Annotated in this window: 14 protein-coding genes; 10 read left to right on the forward strand and 4 right to left on the reverse strand. The window is 61.4% G+C overall.

The features are described 5' to 3' along the window. Nucleotides 1-38: 38 nt before the first annotated feature. Nucleotides 39-1,469: a PLP-dependent aminotransferase family protein gene (locus MCB86_RS19070; protein ID WP_045162749.1), complete on the forward strand. Its 1,431-nt coding sequence runs from the start codon at nucleotides 39-41 to the stop codon at nucleotides 1,467-1,469. Between the two features lie 25 nt (nucleotides 1,470-1,494). Next, a complete protein-coding gene (locus MCB86_RS19075; protein ID WP_045162748.1) occupies nucleotides 1,495-2,043 on the forward strand; it encodes a hypothetical protein in 549 nt (182 codons plus the stop codon). 15 nt (nucleotides 2,044-2,058) lie between these two features. Here MCB86_RS19075 and MCB86_RS19080 read toward each other — a convergent pair whose 3' ends face one another. Together MCB86_RS19080 and MCB86_RS19085 are read right to left on the reverse strand one after the other, a co-directional pair. Beyond that, nucleotides 2,059-4,641 carry an EAL domain-containing protein gene (locus MCB86_RS19080; protein ID WP_045162747.1) on the reverse strand — a complete coding sequence of 861 codons (2,583 nt, stop codon included), beginning with the start codon at nucleotides 4,639-4,641 and terminating at the stop codon, nucleotides 2,059-2,061. 134 nt (nucleotides 4,642-4,775) lie between these two features. Next, complete coding sequence (locus tag MCB86_RS19085; protein ID WP_080890622.1) at nucleotides 4,776-4,943, reverse strand: DUF2897 family protein; 168 nt, start codon at nucleotides 4,941-4,943, stop codon at nucleotides 4,776-4,778. A 151-nt stretch (nucleotides 4,944-5,094) separates the two neighbouring features. Between MCB86_RS19085 and pyrF the strand changes: the two genes are divergently transcribed. Next, nucleotides 5,095-5,790: an orotidine-5'-phosphate decarboxylase gene (pyrF, locus tag MCB86_RS19090; protein WP_045162746.1), complete on the forward strand. Its 696-nt coding sequence runs from the start codon at nucleotides 5,095-5,097 to the stop codon at nucleotides 5,788-5,790. A gap of 55 nt (nucleotides 5,791-5,845) precedes the next feature. Here the strand turns inward: pyrF and MCB86_RS19095 are convergent, their stop codons facing one another. Next, the gene (locus MCB86_RS19095) at nucleotides 5,846-6,850 is read right to left on the reverse strand and encodes an NADP-dependent oxidoreductase (RefSeq protein WP_239611877.1); all 1,005 of its coding nucleotides are present in this window, start codon (nucleotides 6,848-6,850) and stop codon (nucleotides 5,846-5,848) included. Between the two features lie 213 nt (nucleotides 6,851-7,063). Here MCB86_RS19095 and MCB86_RS19100 point away from each other — a divergent pair, with 213 nt between their 5' ends. Beyond that, nucleotides 7,064-7,825: an SDR family oxidoreductase gene (locus MCB86_RS19100; protein ID WP_045162745.1), complete on the forward strand. Its 762-nt coding sequence runs from the start codon at nucleotides 7,064-7,066 to the stop codon at nucleotides 7,823-7,825. Between the two features lie 18 nt (nucleotides 7,826-7,843). On the opposite strand, the gene MCB86_RS19105 is transcribed toward MCB86_RS19100, so the two are convergent. After that, a complete protein-coding gene (locus tag MCB86_RS19105) occupies nucleotides 7,844-9,043 on the reverse strand; it encodes a benzoate/H(+) symporter BenE family transporter (protein ID WP_239611878.1) in 1,200 nt (399 codons plus the stop codon). 284 nt (nucleotides 9,044-9,327) lie between these two features. Between MCB86_RS19105 and fliE the strand changes: the two genes are divergently transcribed. Genes fliE through fliJ form a run of 6 tightly spaced genes read left to right on the forward strand, consistent with a single transcriptional unit; the run spans nucleotide 9,328 to nucleotide 15,078 of the window. Next, nucleotides 9,328-9,657: a flagellar hook-basal body complex protein FliE gene (gene fliE / locus MCB86_RS19110; protein WP_045162743.1), complete on the forward strand. Its 330-nt coding sequence runs from the start codon at nucleotides 9,328-9,330 to the stop codon at nucleotides 9,655-9,657. 15 nt (nucleotides 9,658-9,672) lie between these two features. Beyond that, nucleotides 9,673-11,460 carry a flagellar basal-body MS-ring/collar protein FliF gene (gene fliF / locus MCB86_RS19115; protein ID WP_045162742.1) on the forward strand — a complete coding sequence of 596 codons (1,788 nt, stop codon included), beginning with the start codon at nucleotides 9,673-9,675 and terminating at the stop codon, nucleotides 11,458-11,460. Next, complete coding sequence (fliG, locus tag MCB86_RS19120; protein ID WP_045162741.1) at nucleotides 11,453-12,472, forward strand: flagellar motor switch protein FliG; 1,020 nt, start codon at nucleotides 11,453-11,455, stop codon at nucleotides 12,470-12,472. Before fliF ends, fliG begins: the two co-directional genes overlap by 8 nt. 16 nt (nucleotides 12,473-12,488) lie before the next feature. Beyond that, nucleotides 12,489-13,274, forward strand: a complete 786-nt coding sequence (gene fliH, locus MCB86_RS19125; protein WP_239611879.1) for a flagellar assembly protein FliH — start codon at nucleotides 12,489-12,491, stop codon at nucleotides 13,272-13,274. Then, nucleotides 13,264-14,622, forward strand: a complete 1,359-nt coding sequence (fliI, locus tag MCB86_RS19130) for a flagellar protein export ATPase FliI (protein WP_045162739.1) — start codon at nucleotides 13,264-13,266, stop codon at nucleotides 14,620-14,622. Before fliH ends, fliI begins: the two co-directional genes overlap by 11 nt. A gap of 3 nt (nucleotides 14,623-14,625) precedes the next feature. Further along, nucleotides 14,626-15,078 carry a flagellar export protein FliJ gene (gene fliJ, locus MCB86_RS19135; protein WP_025242397.1) on the forward strand — a complete coding sequence of 151 codons (453 nt, stop codon included), beginning with the start codon at nucleotides 14,626-14,628 and terminating at the stop codon, nucleotides 15,076-15,078. The last annotated feature ends 101 nt before the right edge of the window (nucleotides 15,079-15,179 follow it).

Below are 15,179 nucleotides of genomic sequence, written 5' to 3' on the forward strand. Positions count from 1 at the left end.
GTACTACTGTTATGGTCCAGTTGGCGGAGACGGACGATATGACCAATCTGTTGCTTTATCAGCGCATTGCACACCAGCTCGCTGAAGATATCCGGCGCGGCGTCTACCGGCCCGGTGAGCGTGTGCCTTCGGTGCGCAAGATGAGCATGCAGTTGAACGTCAGCCATGCGACGGTCCTGCAAGCCTATGCCAACCTAGAAGACCAAGGCATGATCCGGGCGCGTCCGCAATCGGGCTTCTATGTGCACCACACGCCGGCGCTGACCGCCCCGACCCCGGATATCGCGCAGGTCGAGCGGCCGACGCTGGTCACGCGCAGCAGCATCATCAACCAGGTCCTCAGCGAATCGCGCCGCGACGGGCTTATCCCGTTGGGCGCTGCCGTGCCTCATGTGGACTATTTGCCAGCGCGCGCCTTGCACCAGCAACTCGCCAAGATCACTCGCTTCCAGAGCCAGCGGGCGTTCAGCTATATGTTCAGCCCCGGCTATGAGCCCCTGCGTCGACAGGTGGCGATCCGCATGCGCGATGCCGGCGTGATCGTCGGCCCGGACGAAGTGGTGATCACCCACGGCTGTGTCGATGCTCTACAGATGTCCTTGCGCGTATTGACCAAACCGGGCGACCTGATCGCAGCTGAGTCACCCAGCTACTACGGCTTGCTGCAACTGGCCGATCTGCTAGGGCTCAAAGTCATCGAAATTCCGTGCGACCCGGACACCGGACTAAGTCTCGAAGCGCTGCAACTGGCTGCTAGCCAGTGGCCGATCAAGGCGCTGGTGCTCACCGCGCGGCTGAGCAACCCCTTGGGTGGCAGCATGCCGGACGTACGGCAAAAGCAATTGCTCAAGTTGGCGGCGAATTTCGACATTCAGATTGTCGAAGATGATATCTACGGCGAACTCATGTTCGATGCGGGGTCCATCAAGGCGCTCAAGTCCAACGATGATGAGGGGCGAGTGATCTATTGCTCGAGCTTCTCCAAGACCATCTCGCCGGGTGTGCGCATTGGTTGGATTCTGCCGGGACGCTATCGAGAGGAGATTCAGCGCCTGCAGACCTTCAGCACGCATTCGGCCTGCAGTGTTACCCAGATGGGCGTAGCAGCCTATCTGGAGAACGGTGGATATGATCGGCATCTACGCTACATCCGGCATGAGTATCGCAGTAACCTCAGTGCCTTCCAGTTGGCAGTGCAGCGTTATTTTCCGGAAGGAACGCAGATGACCCGGCCCACCGGCGGCTTCATTCTCTGGGTCAGCTTGCCGGCCCGGGTGAATACCAAGGAGCTGCACTTACAGGCGCTGAAGCGAGGAATCAGCATCGCGCCGGGGCTGATTTTCAGCAACACCGAGCAGTTCAATCACTGCGTGCGGCTCAATTGCGGTCTGCCCTGGACGTCCGAGGCAGAGCGAGCATTGAAAACCCTGGGTGAGCTGGCAGGAGGGCTGTGCCGGCAATCGAACTGATCGGACCGAAGGAGGACGTGGTCCTATGAGATGGTTGAGTTTGCTGCTTGCATTACCGTTTCTCGGCGCTTGCGACGGCGATAAGTTACCTTCTCAACCCGGTGCACCGGCGAAACCCGAAGTTCGGTCTGGCGTGGTTGATCGCGGGCCCGCAGCGCCGCTCGAGCCCGCGCCCGATCCCGCGCTCGGGCGTGTCGAAAGTGAAGTGGGTAAGCCCCCGAAAATCGAGATTGAAGTCGAGCCGGTGACCGCCGGTGACCCTGAAACGCTGCCATCCGAGCGTGTCGTGCCGACGCCTGAGCCCAAACCGGTCGCCCCGCCAGCGCCGAAGAAGGACGTCGCGATCGAACGCGTCGAGCTGCCCGAGCCGGAGCTGGATTTGAGCCTTCCCGAGGATTGGGCCGAGGAGCTCGAGCCGGACGCGGATACGGCGTCGATACGTTTATTGCCGCCATTATTCGATTCAGCTGAGAGTTCACGCTCGGTGCAGATGAGCGGACGCCTGCTGCAGGGCTTGAATGAGGACGAAGCGCTGATCGACGGGGCCCAGATCAACATCGAGCTCAAACGGTAACCCGCGCGGACGCTGTCACGCAGGGCTTCGGCTCAAGGTCCCGCCGACACCGGCCAGCAAGGCGCGCAACTCTTGGGCCGGAAGCGGATGGCTCATGTGGAAGCCCTGAATCTCGCTACAGCCATCGGCGAGCAATTGCGTCAGTTGCTCCGAGGTTTCCACGCCTTCGGCCGTGACACGCATGCGCAAGCCTCGGCCGAGATCGATGAGCGCCTTGACGATGGAATGGTCCGCGGTCGAACGTTCCATGCCGGAGACAAAGCTGCCGTCGATCTTGATCGTGTCGAACGGATAGCTACGCAGATTGCTCAGGGAAGAATAGCCGGTACCGAAATCGTCCATGGCGAGCCGGACACCGATGGCCTTCAGTTCGTTGAGCACGTCCAGGGTGCGCTGATTTTCCTGGAGCAATGCCGTTTCGGTTATTTCCAGTTCAAGACGGTTGGCCGGGAGCCCGCTTTCTTCCAGAACGGTCCGAACCATTTCGGATAACTCGTCGTTGCGTAGCTGCAGCGGCGACAGGTTGACCGCGATCATGAGCGTGCTCGCCCAGCCTGTGGCTTCGATGCAGGCCTGGCGCAGGACCCACTCGCCGAGCGGGACTATCAGCCCGGTCTCTTCCGCCAGCGGGATGAAGTGCTCGGGTAGCAGAAGGCCTCGAGCAGGGTGCCGCCAGCGCAGCAAGGCTTCGGCGCCGTTAATGCTCATGTCCTCGCTGAAATACCGAGGCTGGTAATGAACCTCGAACTGGCCTTCGGCAATCGCCTGGCGCAGTTCGTCTTCCTGGCGACGCCGTTCCAACAGCCGCTTGTCCATCTCGCTGCCATAGAATCGCCAGGTTCCACGTCCGTCGGCCTTGGCCTGATACAGGGCGATATCCGCGCAGCGCAGGAGTTCGTTGGCCTGCGTCGCGTCGGTGGGCGCCATGGCGATGCCAATACTGGCGCCAATGTAGATCTGCTGGCCTTCGTAAATGAAGGGTTCGCTGACCGCGGCGACAACCCGGGCGCAAAGCTTGTCCACATCTTCGTTGAGCTGTAGACGGCTCATGACCATGAGGAACTCGTCGCCACCCAGGCGAGCGACCAGGTCGTCGCCTCTGATGCACTGCTTGAGTCGGTTGGATACGCCGATCAACACCTCGTCCCCGGCACCGTGGCCCAGGGTGTCGTTTACCGGCTTGAAGCGATCCAGATCGATGTACAGGACCGTCAGCCGAGATCCGCTGCTAAGCGAGGCGAGTTTGGCTTCCAGATAGTCGCGCAGCCGGTTGCGATTCGGCAGGCCGGTCAGGGCGTCGTGCTGCGAGAGGTACTGCACGCGTGCCTGGGCCCGGGTCTCTTCGGTGATGTCGCTTGCGGTACCCCGATAGCCCAATAGCTCGTCCTCTCGATAAATCGCGCGAGCGGAGAGCCGGCAATGCCGTTCGCAGCCATTCGCCGCCTGGTAGCTGCAGCGCAACGGCGTCCTATGTGGCGCAGCCAGCCAGTCCTGGAGTGCGGCATGATCGGTAATCAGCAGATCGATCAAGGGACGGCCAATCCAGGCGGCGGGTTCATGGCCGGTGATTTCTTCGAAGCGACTCGATAGGTAAGTCAGTCGAGCATTCTGGTCGGTTTCCCAGATCCAATCGGATGCGGCTTCTGCCACATCGCGGAAGCGTTCTTCACTGGCGGCCAATGCCGTGCGGCTTTTCGACAGCCGCTTGTAGCTGGCATCCATCAGCCGTACGGTTTTCAGCGCCTGACGCAGGAGCAGCCAGGCAAGGACTCCGAGTCCAAGGGTGACCGCGGCAAGCACCGGCAGAGTCATCCATAACAGGTAGCGGCCTGGCTGGGAGACGTTCCAGGTAAATCCTTGGAATGTTCCATCGAGCATATTCAGAGAGACAACGGCGTTTTGCGGGCGAGGGTTTTCGTCGTCGATACGCAAACCTTCGATCGCATATTCACGGCCGAGTTGGAGCAGCCAGTCAGAATCCATCACATCGACAAAAAGCAGAACCGAGGCGGGGCCGTCCATCTCATCGATATCGCTGCCGCCTGGGGTCATTACCGCAGCGGCCACCATAGCCGGGAGACCTTCAGCCGAAAGCAGGCCGGCAGAGGTTTCTTCCTCCTCGACCGCCTCACGGGCCTGCGCGAGCAGAATTTCCAGCCCGTTGCCAAGCCAGCGCCGTGCATCGACCTGCACCAGTTCCCCGCGGATCACCGAATAGGTCGTTTCGCCGTCGGCGTTGACCACCAGGACCGCTTCATAGCCGAAGTCGTCGTATAAAGAAGGGCCGAGGTTCGCCTGGTCATAAGCCCAGTTGAGATTGGTCCGCTTGCTTAGATTGGCATAGGCGTCGCCCCAGAACCCGTTGTCCGCGACATGACGAGACATGCCGCGCATATGCGATTCGAATGCCTTGCCGGCGAGAAAATGCTCCTGGGTCAGTGCGTCGCGATCAATGGTCTGGGCGATATGTATGACGGCGATCGCCGCAGCCAGCAGTGCAGCGGCCAACAGGCAGGCAAAACCGGGGAGGATCCGCCTCGAAAACGCGGCGTGGGCTTTGGGACTTCCGGCCTGGGCCGAAGCGGAATCTGATGGCATCGATGCTTCCTTGTAGGAGGCAGAATGATTGCTCGAATGAAGGCGGAAAGCCATCACTGACTGCCGAGTCAATTAATCGCCTGATGTGAGGGGGCAAAGGCGCCGGTTCGGCCGGCTGTCCAGCGCGCCGACGGCTATTTATCGCGCGCGTCCTTGGCGTCCGCCTCGGCGTTTCGCTGGGCGATCCGCTGTTTCTGCTCCTCGGTCAGCGGAATCTTGTGAGCGCTGGCGCGTAGGGTCATCAGCCCTCCGACGATGATACCGATCACCAGGACCAGCAATAACCAGATGTACCAAGGCATGTTTATCTCCTGATGGTGGCGGGACTGCGTTTAACCTTAGGCTTGCGCATGTAGCTGCGCCATTGCGCGACCATACCGTCAACGGCATCCGGTCCGCTTCGATGATGGTTTTTCTGCGACAATGCGCGCCGAAATTTGCCGAGGAATCGCCATGACTTGCCAGACTCCCCTCATCGTTGCGCTCGATTTTCCCTCCCGTGATGCTGCGCTGGCCCTGGCCGGACAGCTCGATCCGGCGCTTTGCCGTGTCAAGGTCGGCAAGGAGCTGTTCACCCGCTGCGGTCCGCAGATCGTCGAGGCGCTGCAGAGTAAAGGATTTGAGGTATTTCTGGATCTGAAATTCCATGACATACCCAATACCACGGCGATGGCGGTCAAGGCAGCGGCGGAACTGGGCGTGTGGATGGTCAATGTGCACTGCTCTGGAGGTCTGCGGATGATGGCGGCCTGCCGCGAGACCCTGGATAAGGTAGGAGGGCACAAACCGCTACTGATCGGCGTCACAGTGCTGACCAGCATGGAGCAGACGGACCTGGCCGATATCGGTCTCGATGTGCAGCCGCAGCAGCAGGTGCTGCGACTGGCCGGGCTGGCAGCAGAGGCCGGACTGGATGGGCTGGTTTGCTCGGCGCTGGAGGCGCAATCCTTGAAAGCGCACTTTGCACAGTTGCAACTGGTGACACCGGGCATTCGTCCGGCCGGCAGCAAGGCAGATGATCAGCGGCGTATTCTCACGCCTGCCGAGGCGATGGCGGCGGGGTCGGATTATCTGGTGATCGGCAGGCCCATCGCACAGGCGGCGGATCCGTCCCAGGCGCTGGCGGCAGTGGTTGCGGAATTGGCCTGAACCCTGGATAGCGGATGGTCGCCGAAGTACGGTGCCCGTCCGCTATCCAAGCGAGTCAGCTGACCTTCAATACCAGCTTGCCGAAGTTGCCGCCGGTGAACAGTTTCATCAGGGTATCGGGGAACGTCTCCAGCCCTTCGACGATGTCCTCCTTGCTCTTCAGCTCGCCGCTCTGCATCCAGCCAGCCATTTCTTTCATGGCCTCCGGATAGCGTGGCACGTAATCCATCACCACCATGCCCTGCATGCGCGCCCGATTGACCAACAGGGAAAGGTAGTTGGCAGGTCCCTTGACCGCTTCCTTATTGTTGTACTGGCTGATCGCGCCGCAAATCACGATGCGGGCACCAACGGTGATGCGCGTCAGTACCGCGTCGAGGATATCGCCACCGACGTTGTCGAAGTAAACGTCGACGCCTTTCGGGCATTCACGTTTAAGCCCCGCCGCGACGTCTTCGCTCTTGTAGTCAATTGCGGCGTCGAAGCCCAGCTCGTCGGTGAGGAAACGGCATTTGTCGGCCCCTCCTGCGATCCCTACCACGCGACAACCCTTGATCTTGGCAATCTGCCCCGCAACGCTGCCTACGGCACCGGCGGCTCCCGACAGCACCACGGTTTCTCCTGCCTTGGGTTCGCCCACCGCCAGCAGGCCGAAGTAAGCAGTCATACCGGTCATGCCCAGCGCAGACAGATAGCGCGGCAGCGGCGCCTGGTTCGGATCGACCTTGTAGAAGCCTTTAGGCTCGCCGAGGAAATAGTCCTGTACGCCGAGCGCGCCGTTGACGTAATCACCTTTCGCAAAGCCGGGATGCTGAGACGCGATTACCTTGCCCACACCAAGCGCACGCATTACCTCACCAATACCCACCGGCGGGATATAGGACTTGGCATCGTTCATCCAGCCGCGCATGGCAGGATCCAGCGACAGGTATTCGTTCTTGACCAGGATCTGGTTCGGGCCGGGTTCGCCCAGCGGTTGTTCAACGAACTCGAAGGTGTCGCGGGTGGGCGCCCCGACGGGGCGCTTGGCCAGTAGAAACTGGCGGTTGGTCTGGTCCATGGAAGCCTCTGGTGTGTGCAAAAGCTTGGTGTAGCTCGCAGAGGTCATCACTGCAAGCAAGGCGGGAATGTTGGAATGCAGTGGCATCTGCCTGAGTGATATAGCCAGCCTGGGCTTAATCGGAGCAGAGGATGGCGGTATAACCATGACCAGCGTTTGGCTTGTAGTCACTTTTGGACTCGACGCCTTCTTTAAATCGATAGGGTATCCAGCATGAGCATGTGTTTTTCCGGTCAGGTTGCGTTGGTTACTGGAGCTGCTGCGGGAATTGGCCGCGCGACGGCGCTGGCGTTCGCCGAGCAGGGGCTGAAGGTGGTCGTGGCAGATCTGGACGAGGCGGGTGGCGCAGCCTGTGCCGAAGCCATCCGCAAGGCGGGGGGAGAGGCAGTGTTCGTGCGCTGCGACGTGACCCGCGATGACGATGTCAAAGCGATGACCGAGCAAGCGGTGGCTGCTTACGGTCGTATCGACTATGCCTTCAACAATGCGGGCATCGAGATCGAACAGGGTCGCCTGGCCGAAGGCAGCGAAGCCGAGTTCGACGCCATCATGGGCGTCAATGTCAAAGGTGTCTGGCTATGCATGAAGCACCAGTTACCGCTGATGCTGGCTCAGGGTGGCGGCGCCATCGTCAATACCGCCTCGGTTGCGGGTCTGGGAGCGGCACCGAAGATGAGCATTTATTCGGCATCCAAGCATGCCGTCATCGGTTTGACCAAATCGGCGGCGATCGAATACGCCAAGAAGAAGATCAGGGTCAATGCTGTCTGTCCTGCCGTCATCGACACCGACATGTTCCGCCGCGCCTATGAAGCGGATCCGCGCAAGGCCGAATTTGCCGCGGCGATGCATCCGGTCGGGCGTATCGGCAAGGTCGAGGAAATCGCTGCGGCGGTGCTTTACCTCTGCAGTGATGGCGCCGCGTTCACCACCGGCCATGCGTTGGCGGTCGACGGCGGTGCGACCGCTATCTGAACCCGTTGACCGCAGCGCTCAGCCCGCAGTTTTGCGCCCATTGACGATCAGCAGCGTCAACACGCCCGCCACCAGTCCCCACAAGGCGGAGCCGATGCCGAACAGGGTCAGGCCCGATGCCGTGACCATGAACGTGATCAACGCTGCCTCGCGCTCACGCGGCAGTTGCATCGCCTGGGTCAAACCGCTGCCGATCGAGCCGAGCAATGCCAGCGCCGCGATGGATAGCACCAGCGCCGGCGGGAAGGCGGCGAACAATGCGGCCAGGGTTGCGCCGAAAATGCCGGCAATACCGTAGAACAGACCGCACCAGACCGCCGCAGTGTAACGTCGGGACGGATCCGGATGGGCCCCCGGCCCGGCGCAGATGGCCATGGTGATCGCAGCCAAGTGGATGCCATGGGAACCGAAGGGGGCGAGCAGAACCGACGCGATACCCGTGACGGAAATCAGCGGCGAGGCGGGCGCCTGATAGCCCTCGGCGCGTAATACGGCCAGCCCCGGCATGTTCTGCGACGCCATGGCAATAACAAACAATGGTATGCCGATGCTGAATACCGCGGCGAAGGACAACGCAGGCGTGGTCCACACCGGTATCGCAACCTCCAGGCTCAGGCCACTGAAGTCGAGCAGGCCCAACCCACCGGACAGCACACAGCCGACAATCAGCGCCGAGAGCACCGCGTAGCGCGGCAGCAGGCGCTTGGCCAGCAAATAGCTGAAGAACATCCCGAGTACGAGCACGGGCTGTACGTTCACCGCGCGGAAAATCTCGCTGCCGATATTGAACAGCACGCCGGCCAACAGTGCTGCCGCCAGCGACGCGGGCACCTTGCGCATCAGGCGTTCGAAGCTGCCGGTGAGTCCGCACAGCGCTATCAGTGCCGAACTGAAGATGAACGCGCCGATCGCTTCGCCATAGGGAACGCCGGGTAGGCTGCTGATCAGCAGCGCCGCGCCGGGCGTTGACCAGGCGATCACCACCGGCGTCCGATAGCGCAGCGACAAGCCGATGCTGCACAGCGCCATACCGATCGATAGGGCCCAGATCCAGGATGAGATTTGTGCGCTGCTGAGGCCCGCCGCTTGGCCGGCCTGAAACATCAGCACCAGCGAGCTGGTATAGCCGGTGAGCATGGCAATGAAGCCGGCCACGACGGTTGAGGCTGAGCTGTCCTTGAAAGGCCGAAGCAAGGGCGTGGTAGCGGTGACGGTCATCGGGTCTGGATCCGGTTCAGGGGCGAAAAGACGCTGTGTATCTGGAGCAAGGGCGGAGGCCGTTGCGCACGATCTTTGCTTGACGCGCAGGCTATGACAGGCAACGCACGGCGTCGCGATACAGCCGTAAGCGGGATCAGCGTAACAGTGCCGCCGTGCCGAATACCGTTTGTCTCCCGTTTTCGTACCGGCCTGGCTGCTGATCCGAACACTGGCATCGATGTTGCTATTCACATGGTGCTTGCTGCGAAGCGTCAAAAAAACCGCAGCTGTTGGAGGAAGAGATGAGCCAGGGTATTGAATTCAATCGCTTGATGCTGGAAATGCGGGCCATGCAGACCGATGCAATGGCACGCTCAAAGCCCGTGACCGCCACTCCAGAAGTGGGCGCTCCGAGCTTTTCCGACATGCTCGGCCAGGCCGTCAACAAGGTGAACGAAACCCAGCAAGCCTCCAGTCAGTTGGCGACCGCGTTCGAGATGGGGCAGGGCGGTATCGACCTGACCGACGTCATGATCGCGTCGCAGAAAGCCAGCGTTTCCTTTCAGGCCATGACCCAGGTGCGTAACAAGCTGGTCCAGGCGTATCAAGACATCATGCAGATGCCGGTTTAAGGCAGGGTTTGAATAATGGCTGAAGCGCTTAGCAAGGTTCCAGTGCCGGTTGATTCGGACGCTCCGAAAAAGCCCCTGCTGGGTCTGTCTTTCCTGGAAAATCTTTCCGAAATGTCGATGCTGCGACAGATCGGCCTGCTGGTCGGGCTGGCTGCGAGTGTCGCCATCGGCTTCGCCGTGGTGCTCTGGTCGCAGCAGCCGGACTATCGCCCGTTGCTCGGTAGCCTCGCCGGGATGGATGCCAATCAGGTCATGGAGACGCTGGCTGCGGCCGATATTTCCTACACCATCGAGCCCACCTCCGGTGCTTTGCTGGTCAAGGCCGATGATCTTGCCCGTGCGCGGCTGAAGCTCGCCAGCGCCGGCATTGCGCCGACCGATAGCAATATCGGCTTCGAGATTCTCGACAAGGAGCAGGGCCTCGGCACCAGCCAGTTCATGGAAGCCACCCGCTACCGCCGTGGCCTCGAAGGCGAATTGGGCCGCACCGTGTCCAGCCTCAATAACGTCAAGGGCGCCCGCGTGCACCTGGCGATCCCGAAAAGCTCGGTGTTCGTGCGTGACGAGCGCAAGCCCAGCGCGTCGGTGCTGGTAGAGCTCTATCCGGGCCGCAGCCTTGAGCCGAGCCAGGTCATGGCGATCATCAACCTGGTCGCCACCAGCGTGCCTGAGCTGACCAAGTCGCAGATCACCGTAGTGGACCAGAAGGGCAATCTGCTGTCGGACCAGCAGGAGCTCACCGAGCTGAGCATGGCCGGCAAGCAGTTCGACTATAGCCGTCGGATCGAGAGTCTCTATACCCAACGCGTACAGAGCATTCTGCAGCCGGTGCTGGGCAACGGTCGGTACAAGGCCGAAGTGTCCGCCGACGTCGACTTCAGCGCCGTCGAGTCGACTTCAGAAACCTTCAATCCGGATCAACCGGCGCTGCGCAGCGAGCAGAGCGTCAGCGAGCAACGGCAGAGCAGTCTCGGGCCGCAGGGTGTTCCGGGCGCGCTGAGCAACCAGCCGCCAGGCCCGGCGACCGCACCGGAAAATGCACTAGCCGGACAGGCCGCCGCTGCCGGCGCCATCGCCTCTGGACAACCGTTGCTCGACGCCAATGGTCAGCAGATCATGGACCCTGCGACCGGCCAGCCCATGCTGGCGCCGTATCCGGCCGACAAGCGCGAGCAGGCGACCCGCAACTACGAGCTGGACCGTTCGATCAGTCACACCAAACAGCAGCAAGGCCGCCTGCGCCGTCTGTCGGTTGCCGTGGTACTCGACGACCAGGTGACGGTCTCTGCTGATGGGCAGACTACACGTGTTCCGCGGACCGCCGAAGAATTGGCGCGCCTCACCCGGCTGGTTCAGGACGCCGTCGGTTTCGACGCCAGCCGTGGCGACAGCGTCAGCGTGATCAACGCGCCGTTCGCTACCGACTCGCTGGATGAAACTTTTATCGACGTCCCGTTCTATTCGCAGCCGTGGTTCTGGGACATCGTCAAACAAGTACTCGGGGTGCTTTTCATACTGGTGCTGGTATTCGGGGTACTGCGGCCAGTCCTGAACAATCTGACCCAAGCCGGGAAAGGCAAGGAGCTTCAGGCTGTTGGCGGCGATGCCGCGCTAGGCGAAATGGACGGTATGGATGGTGCGCTGTCCAGTGATCGGGTCAGTCTGAGCGGGCCACAGAGCATCATGCTCCCGAGCCCGACCGAGGGGTACGATGCGCAATTGAATGCCATCAAGAATTTGGTAGCTGAAGATCCGGGCCGGGTGGCTCAGGTCGTCAAAGAGTGGATCAACGCCGATGAGTGATGCACGAGTTCCCGCCAACAAGCTGAACAAGGTCGACAAGGCCGCGATCCTGCTGCTCTCGCTGGGCGAAGCCGATGCGGCGCAGGTCCTGCGTCATCTCGGTCCAAAGGAAGTGCAAAAGGTCGGTACTGCGATGGCGCAGCTGCGCAACGTGCAGAAGAACCAGATCGAACAGGTCATGGGTGAGTTCGTCGAGATCGTTGGCGATCAGACCAGCCTTGGGGTTGGTTCGGATGGTTACATACGCAAGATGCTCACCCAGGCGCTGGGTGAGGACAAGGCTGGTGGCTTGATCGATCGCATCCTGCTGGGCGGCAACACCAGCGGTCTGGACAGTCTGAAATGGATGGAGCCGCGTGCGGTCGCCGACGTGATCCGCTACGAGCACCCGCAGATCCAGGCGATCGTGGTGGCCTATCTGGACCCCGACCAGGCGGGCGAGGTGCTGTCGCATTTCGACCACAAGGTGCGGCTCGATATCGTTCTGCGCGTATCCTCGCTCAATACCGTCCAGCCGGCGGCGCTGAAAGAACTCAACTTGATCCTGGAGAAACAGTTTTCCGGCAACGCCAATACCACTCGCGCTACGCTGGGTGGGGTCAAGCGCGCCGCGGATATCATGAACTACCTCGACAGCTCGGTCGAAGGCCAACTGATGGACGCCATCCGAGATGTCGACGAAGATCTGTCTTCGCAAATCGAAGACCTGATGTTCGTCTTCGACAACCTGGCCGATGTCGACGACCGGGGCATCCAGGTGTTGCTGCGCGAAGTATCCTCGGATGTGCTGGTCATGGCGCTCAAAGGCGCCGACGAAGCGATCAAGGAGAAAATCTTCAAGAACATGTCGAAACGCGCGGGCGAATTGCTGCGCGACGACTTGGAAGCCAAGGGGCCTGTACGCATCAGCGAAGTCGAAGGCGCACAGAAGGAAATACTCACCATTGCCCGCCGCATGGCCGAAGCCGGAGAGATCGTCCTCGGTGGCAAGGGTGGCGAAGAAATGATCTAAATCTAAGTGAGCTGCAATGTCCAAGGAAAACCCCAGCGACGTAATCCGCGCGAAGGACGTCAATGTCTTCGATCGCTGGGCGCTGCCAAGCTTCGATCCGCTGGGTGCGGAGCCGCAAGAGCCTGAGGCGACTGTCGAACCGGCCGCCGAAGACCTGTCGCGCAGCGAGGATGTCCCCGTCGAGGAAGTCAAACCCTTGACACTCGACGAACTTGAGGCGATCCGTCAGGAGGCCTATAACGAAGGTTTCAGCACGGGTGAGAAAGATGGCTTTCATGCCGGCCAGCTTAAAGCTAGGCAGGAAGCCGAAGCGGCGCTGGCGCCCAAGCTGGGCAGCCTCGAGCAATTGATGACGCAGTTGCTCGAGCCCATCGCCGACCAGGATCGTAATCTCGAACACGCCATGGTCACGCTGGTCAGCCAGCTTGCTCGCGAGGTGATTCAGCGCGACTTGCTGATCGATTCGAGCCAGATCCGGCAGGTGCTGCGCGAGGCTCTGAAGCTGCTGCCCATGGGCGCCAGCAATGTGCGCATCGCCATCAATCCGCAGGATTTCGAGCTGGTCAAAGCGCTTCGCGAACGCCATGAAGAGACGTGGAAGATCGTCGAGGACAGCGACCTGCTGCCCGGCGGCTGCCGGATCGAGACCGAGCAGAGCCGGATCGATGCCAGTGTCGAAACGCGCCTGGCTCAGGCCATCAAGCAGCTGTTCGAGCAACAGCGCGAAAACGCCACCAGCCCACCGGAAGCTGACCTGCATCTGAACCTGGATACGGATTCGGAGAGCGCTGATGCGCCTTGAACGAACCAGCTTTGCCAAGCGTTTCGAAGCGTACGGCGAAGCGATCAAGCTCCCCAGCCAACCGATCCTCGAGGGTCGGTTGTTGCGCATGGTCGGCCTGACATTGGAGGCCGAAGGGCTGCGCGCCGCCGTTGGCAGCCGTTGCCTGGTGATCAACGAAGACAGCTATCACCCGACGCAGGTCGAGGCGGAGGTGATGGGCTTCTCCAGCGGCAAGCTGTATCTGATGCCGGTCGGCAGCCTCGCCGGCATCGCTCCCGGTGCGCGGGTCGTGCCGCTGGCCAATACCGGCCGTCTGCCCATGGGCACCTCGATGCTCGGCCGCGTGCTCGACGGTGCCGGCCGCGCGCTGGACGGCAAGGGTGGGATGAAAGCCGAGGACTGGGTACCGATGGACGGCCCGGTGATCAACCCGCTCAAGCGCCACCCGATCAGCGAGCCGCTGGACGTCGGCATTCGTAGCATCAACGGTTTGCTGACTGTCGGCCGCGGACAGCGTCTCGGCTTGTTCGCCGGTACCGGTGTGGGTAAATCGGTGCTGCTTGGGATGATGACGCGCTTCACCGAGGCCGATGTCATTGTGGTCGGGCTGATCGGCGAGCGGGGCCGTGAGGTCAAGGAGTTCATCGAGAACATCCTCACCGAAGAGAGCATCAAGCGCTCGGTGGTGGTGGCATCGCCTGCCGACGATGCGCCCTTGATGCGTTTGCGCGCGGCGATGTACTGCACGCGCATCGCTGAATATTTCCGCGACAAGGGCAAGAACGTATTGCTGCTGATGGATTCGCTGACCCGTTTCGCCCAGGCCCAGCGCGAAATTGCCTTGGCCATCGGCGAGCCGCCGGCGACCAAGGGCTATCCGCCCTCGGTCTTCGCCAAGCTGCCCAGCCTGGTGGAACGCGCCGGAAACGCGGAGGAGGGCGGTGGCTCGATCACCGCGTTCTACACCGTACTGTCCGAGGGCGACGATCAGCAGGACCCGATCGCCGATGCGGCGCGAGGCGTGCTCGACGGGCACATCGTGTTGTCACGTCGGCTGGCGGAGGAAGGGCACTATCCAGCGATCGACATCGAAGCGTCCATCAGTCGGGTCATGCCACAGGTGGTCAGTCCCGAACATGTCCGTCACTCGCAGCGCTTCAAACAGCTGTGGTCGCGCTATCAGCAGAGCCGCGATCTGATCAGCGTCGGCGCCTACGTGCCCGGCGGCGATCCGGAAACCGACCTGGCCATCGCCCGGCAGGCGGAGATGGTTCGCTATCTTCGACAGGGTTTGGACGAGGCCGAACACTTGGCCCATAGCGAGGCACTGCTGGCCAGCGTATTCAACGCCAAGGCGGCGAGCTAAACCTTGTCGGCGAGCCGTGCCGCGCGCCTGGCGCCCGTAATCGACATGGCTGAGCGCGCCGAGCGCGACGCCGCGAGACTGTTCGGGCAAGGTCAGGCGCAACTGTCCCAGGCCGAAGCCAAGCTGGGCGAGTTGCGCCAGTATTTCGGTGACTACCAGCAGCAGTGGCTGAGTCAGGGCAGTCAGGGTGTCTCCGGTCAGTGGCTGATGAATTACCAGCGATTCCTTTCGCAGCTCGAGTCGGCCATAGGCCAACAGCAGCGCAGCGTCGACTGGCATCGCAACAACCTCGACAAGCTCCGCGAGCAATGGCAGCAGCGCCGTGCACGTCTGGATGGTTTGCGCAAACTGGTCGAACGCTACCTGCAGGAAGCACGAACGGCGGCCGACAAGCGTGAGCAGAAACTCCTCGATGAATTTTCGCAACGGCTGGCGGGCCGACCTAAACAGGATTGAAGCTTGCTGAGCGGGGGTTTGGGTGCTACATCTTCATCAGCCTGTTTGCTACAGCACGCCTGGTTACTGATGTCGCCGGCACCAACGGTCGAGGTGCCGTT

It is taken from the genome of Pseudomonas sp. KSR10, assembly GCF_022355455.1.
Lineage (GTDB): Bacteria > Pseudomonadota > Gammaproteobacteria > Pseudomonadales > Pseudomonadaceae > Stutzerimonas > Stutzerimonas stutzeri_E.

Bases quoted from the DNA above. Each gene is read 5' to 3' on its own strand.
- fliE (WP_045162743.1), top strand. From the start codon at position 9,328: ATGAGCCAGGGTATTGAATTCAATCGCTTGATGCTGGAAATGCGGGCC.
- MCB86_RS19070 (WP_045162749.1), top strand. From the start codon at position 39: ATGACCAATCTGTTGCTTTATCAGCGCATTGCACACCAGCTCGCTGAA.
- MCB86_RS19075 (WP_045162748.1), top strand. From the start codon at position 1,495: ATGAGATGGTTGAGTTTGCTGCTTGCATTACCGTTTCTCGGCGCTTGC.
- pyrF (WP_045162746.1), top strand. From the start codon at position 5,095: ATGACTTGCCAGACTCCCCTCATCGTTGCGCTCGATTTTCCCTCCCGT.
- MCB86_RS19095 (WP_239611877.1), bottom strand. From the start codon at position 6,850: ATGGACCAGACCAACCGCCAGTTTCTACTGGCCAAGCGCCCCGTCGGG.
- MCB86_RS19100 (WP_045162745.1), top strand. From the start codon at position 7,064: ATGAGCATGTGTTTTTCCGGTCAGGTTGCGTTGGTTACTGGAGCTGCT.
- fliI (WP_045162739.1), top strand. From the start codon at position 13,264: ATGCGCCTTGAACGAACCAGCTTTGCCAAGCGTTTCGAAGCGTACGGC.
- MCB86_RS19085 (WP_080890622.1), bottom strand. From the start codon at position 4,943: ATGCCTTGGTACATCTGGTTATTGCTGGTCCTGGTGATCGGTATCATC.
- fliF (WP_045162742.1), top strand. From the start codon at position 9,673: ATGGCTGAAGCGCTTAGCAAGGTTCCAGTGCCGGTTGATTCGGACGCT.
- fliG (WP_045162741.1), top strand. From the start codon at position 11,453: ATGAGTGATGCACGAGTTCCCGCCAACAAGCTGAACAAGGTCGACAAG.
- fliH (WP_239611879.1), top strand. From the start codon at position 12,489: ATGTCCAAGGAAAACCCCAGCGACGTAATCCGCGCGAAGGACGTCAAT.
- MCB86_RS19080 (WP_045162747.1), bottom strand. From the start codon at position 4,641: ATGCCATCAGATTCCGCTTCGGCCCAGGCCGGAAGTCCCAAAGCCCAC.
- MCB86_RS19105 (WP_239611878.1), bottom strand. From the start codon at position 9,043: ATGACCGTCACCGCTACCACGCCCTTGCTTCGGCCTTTCAAGGACAGC.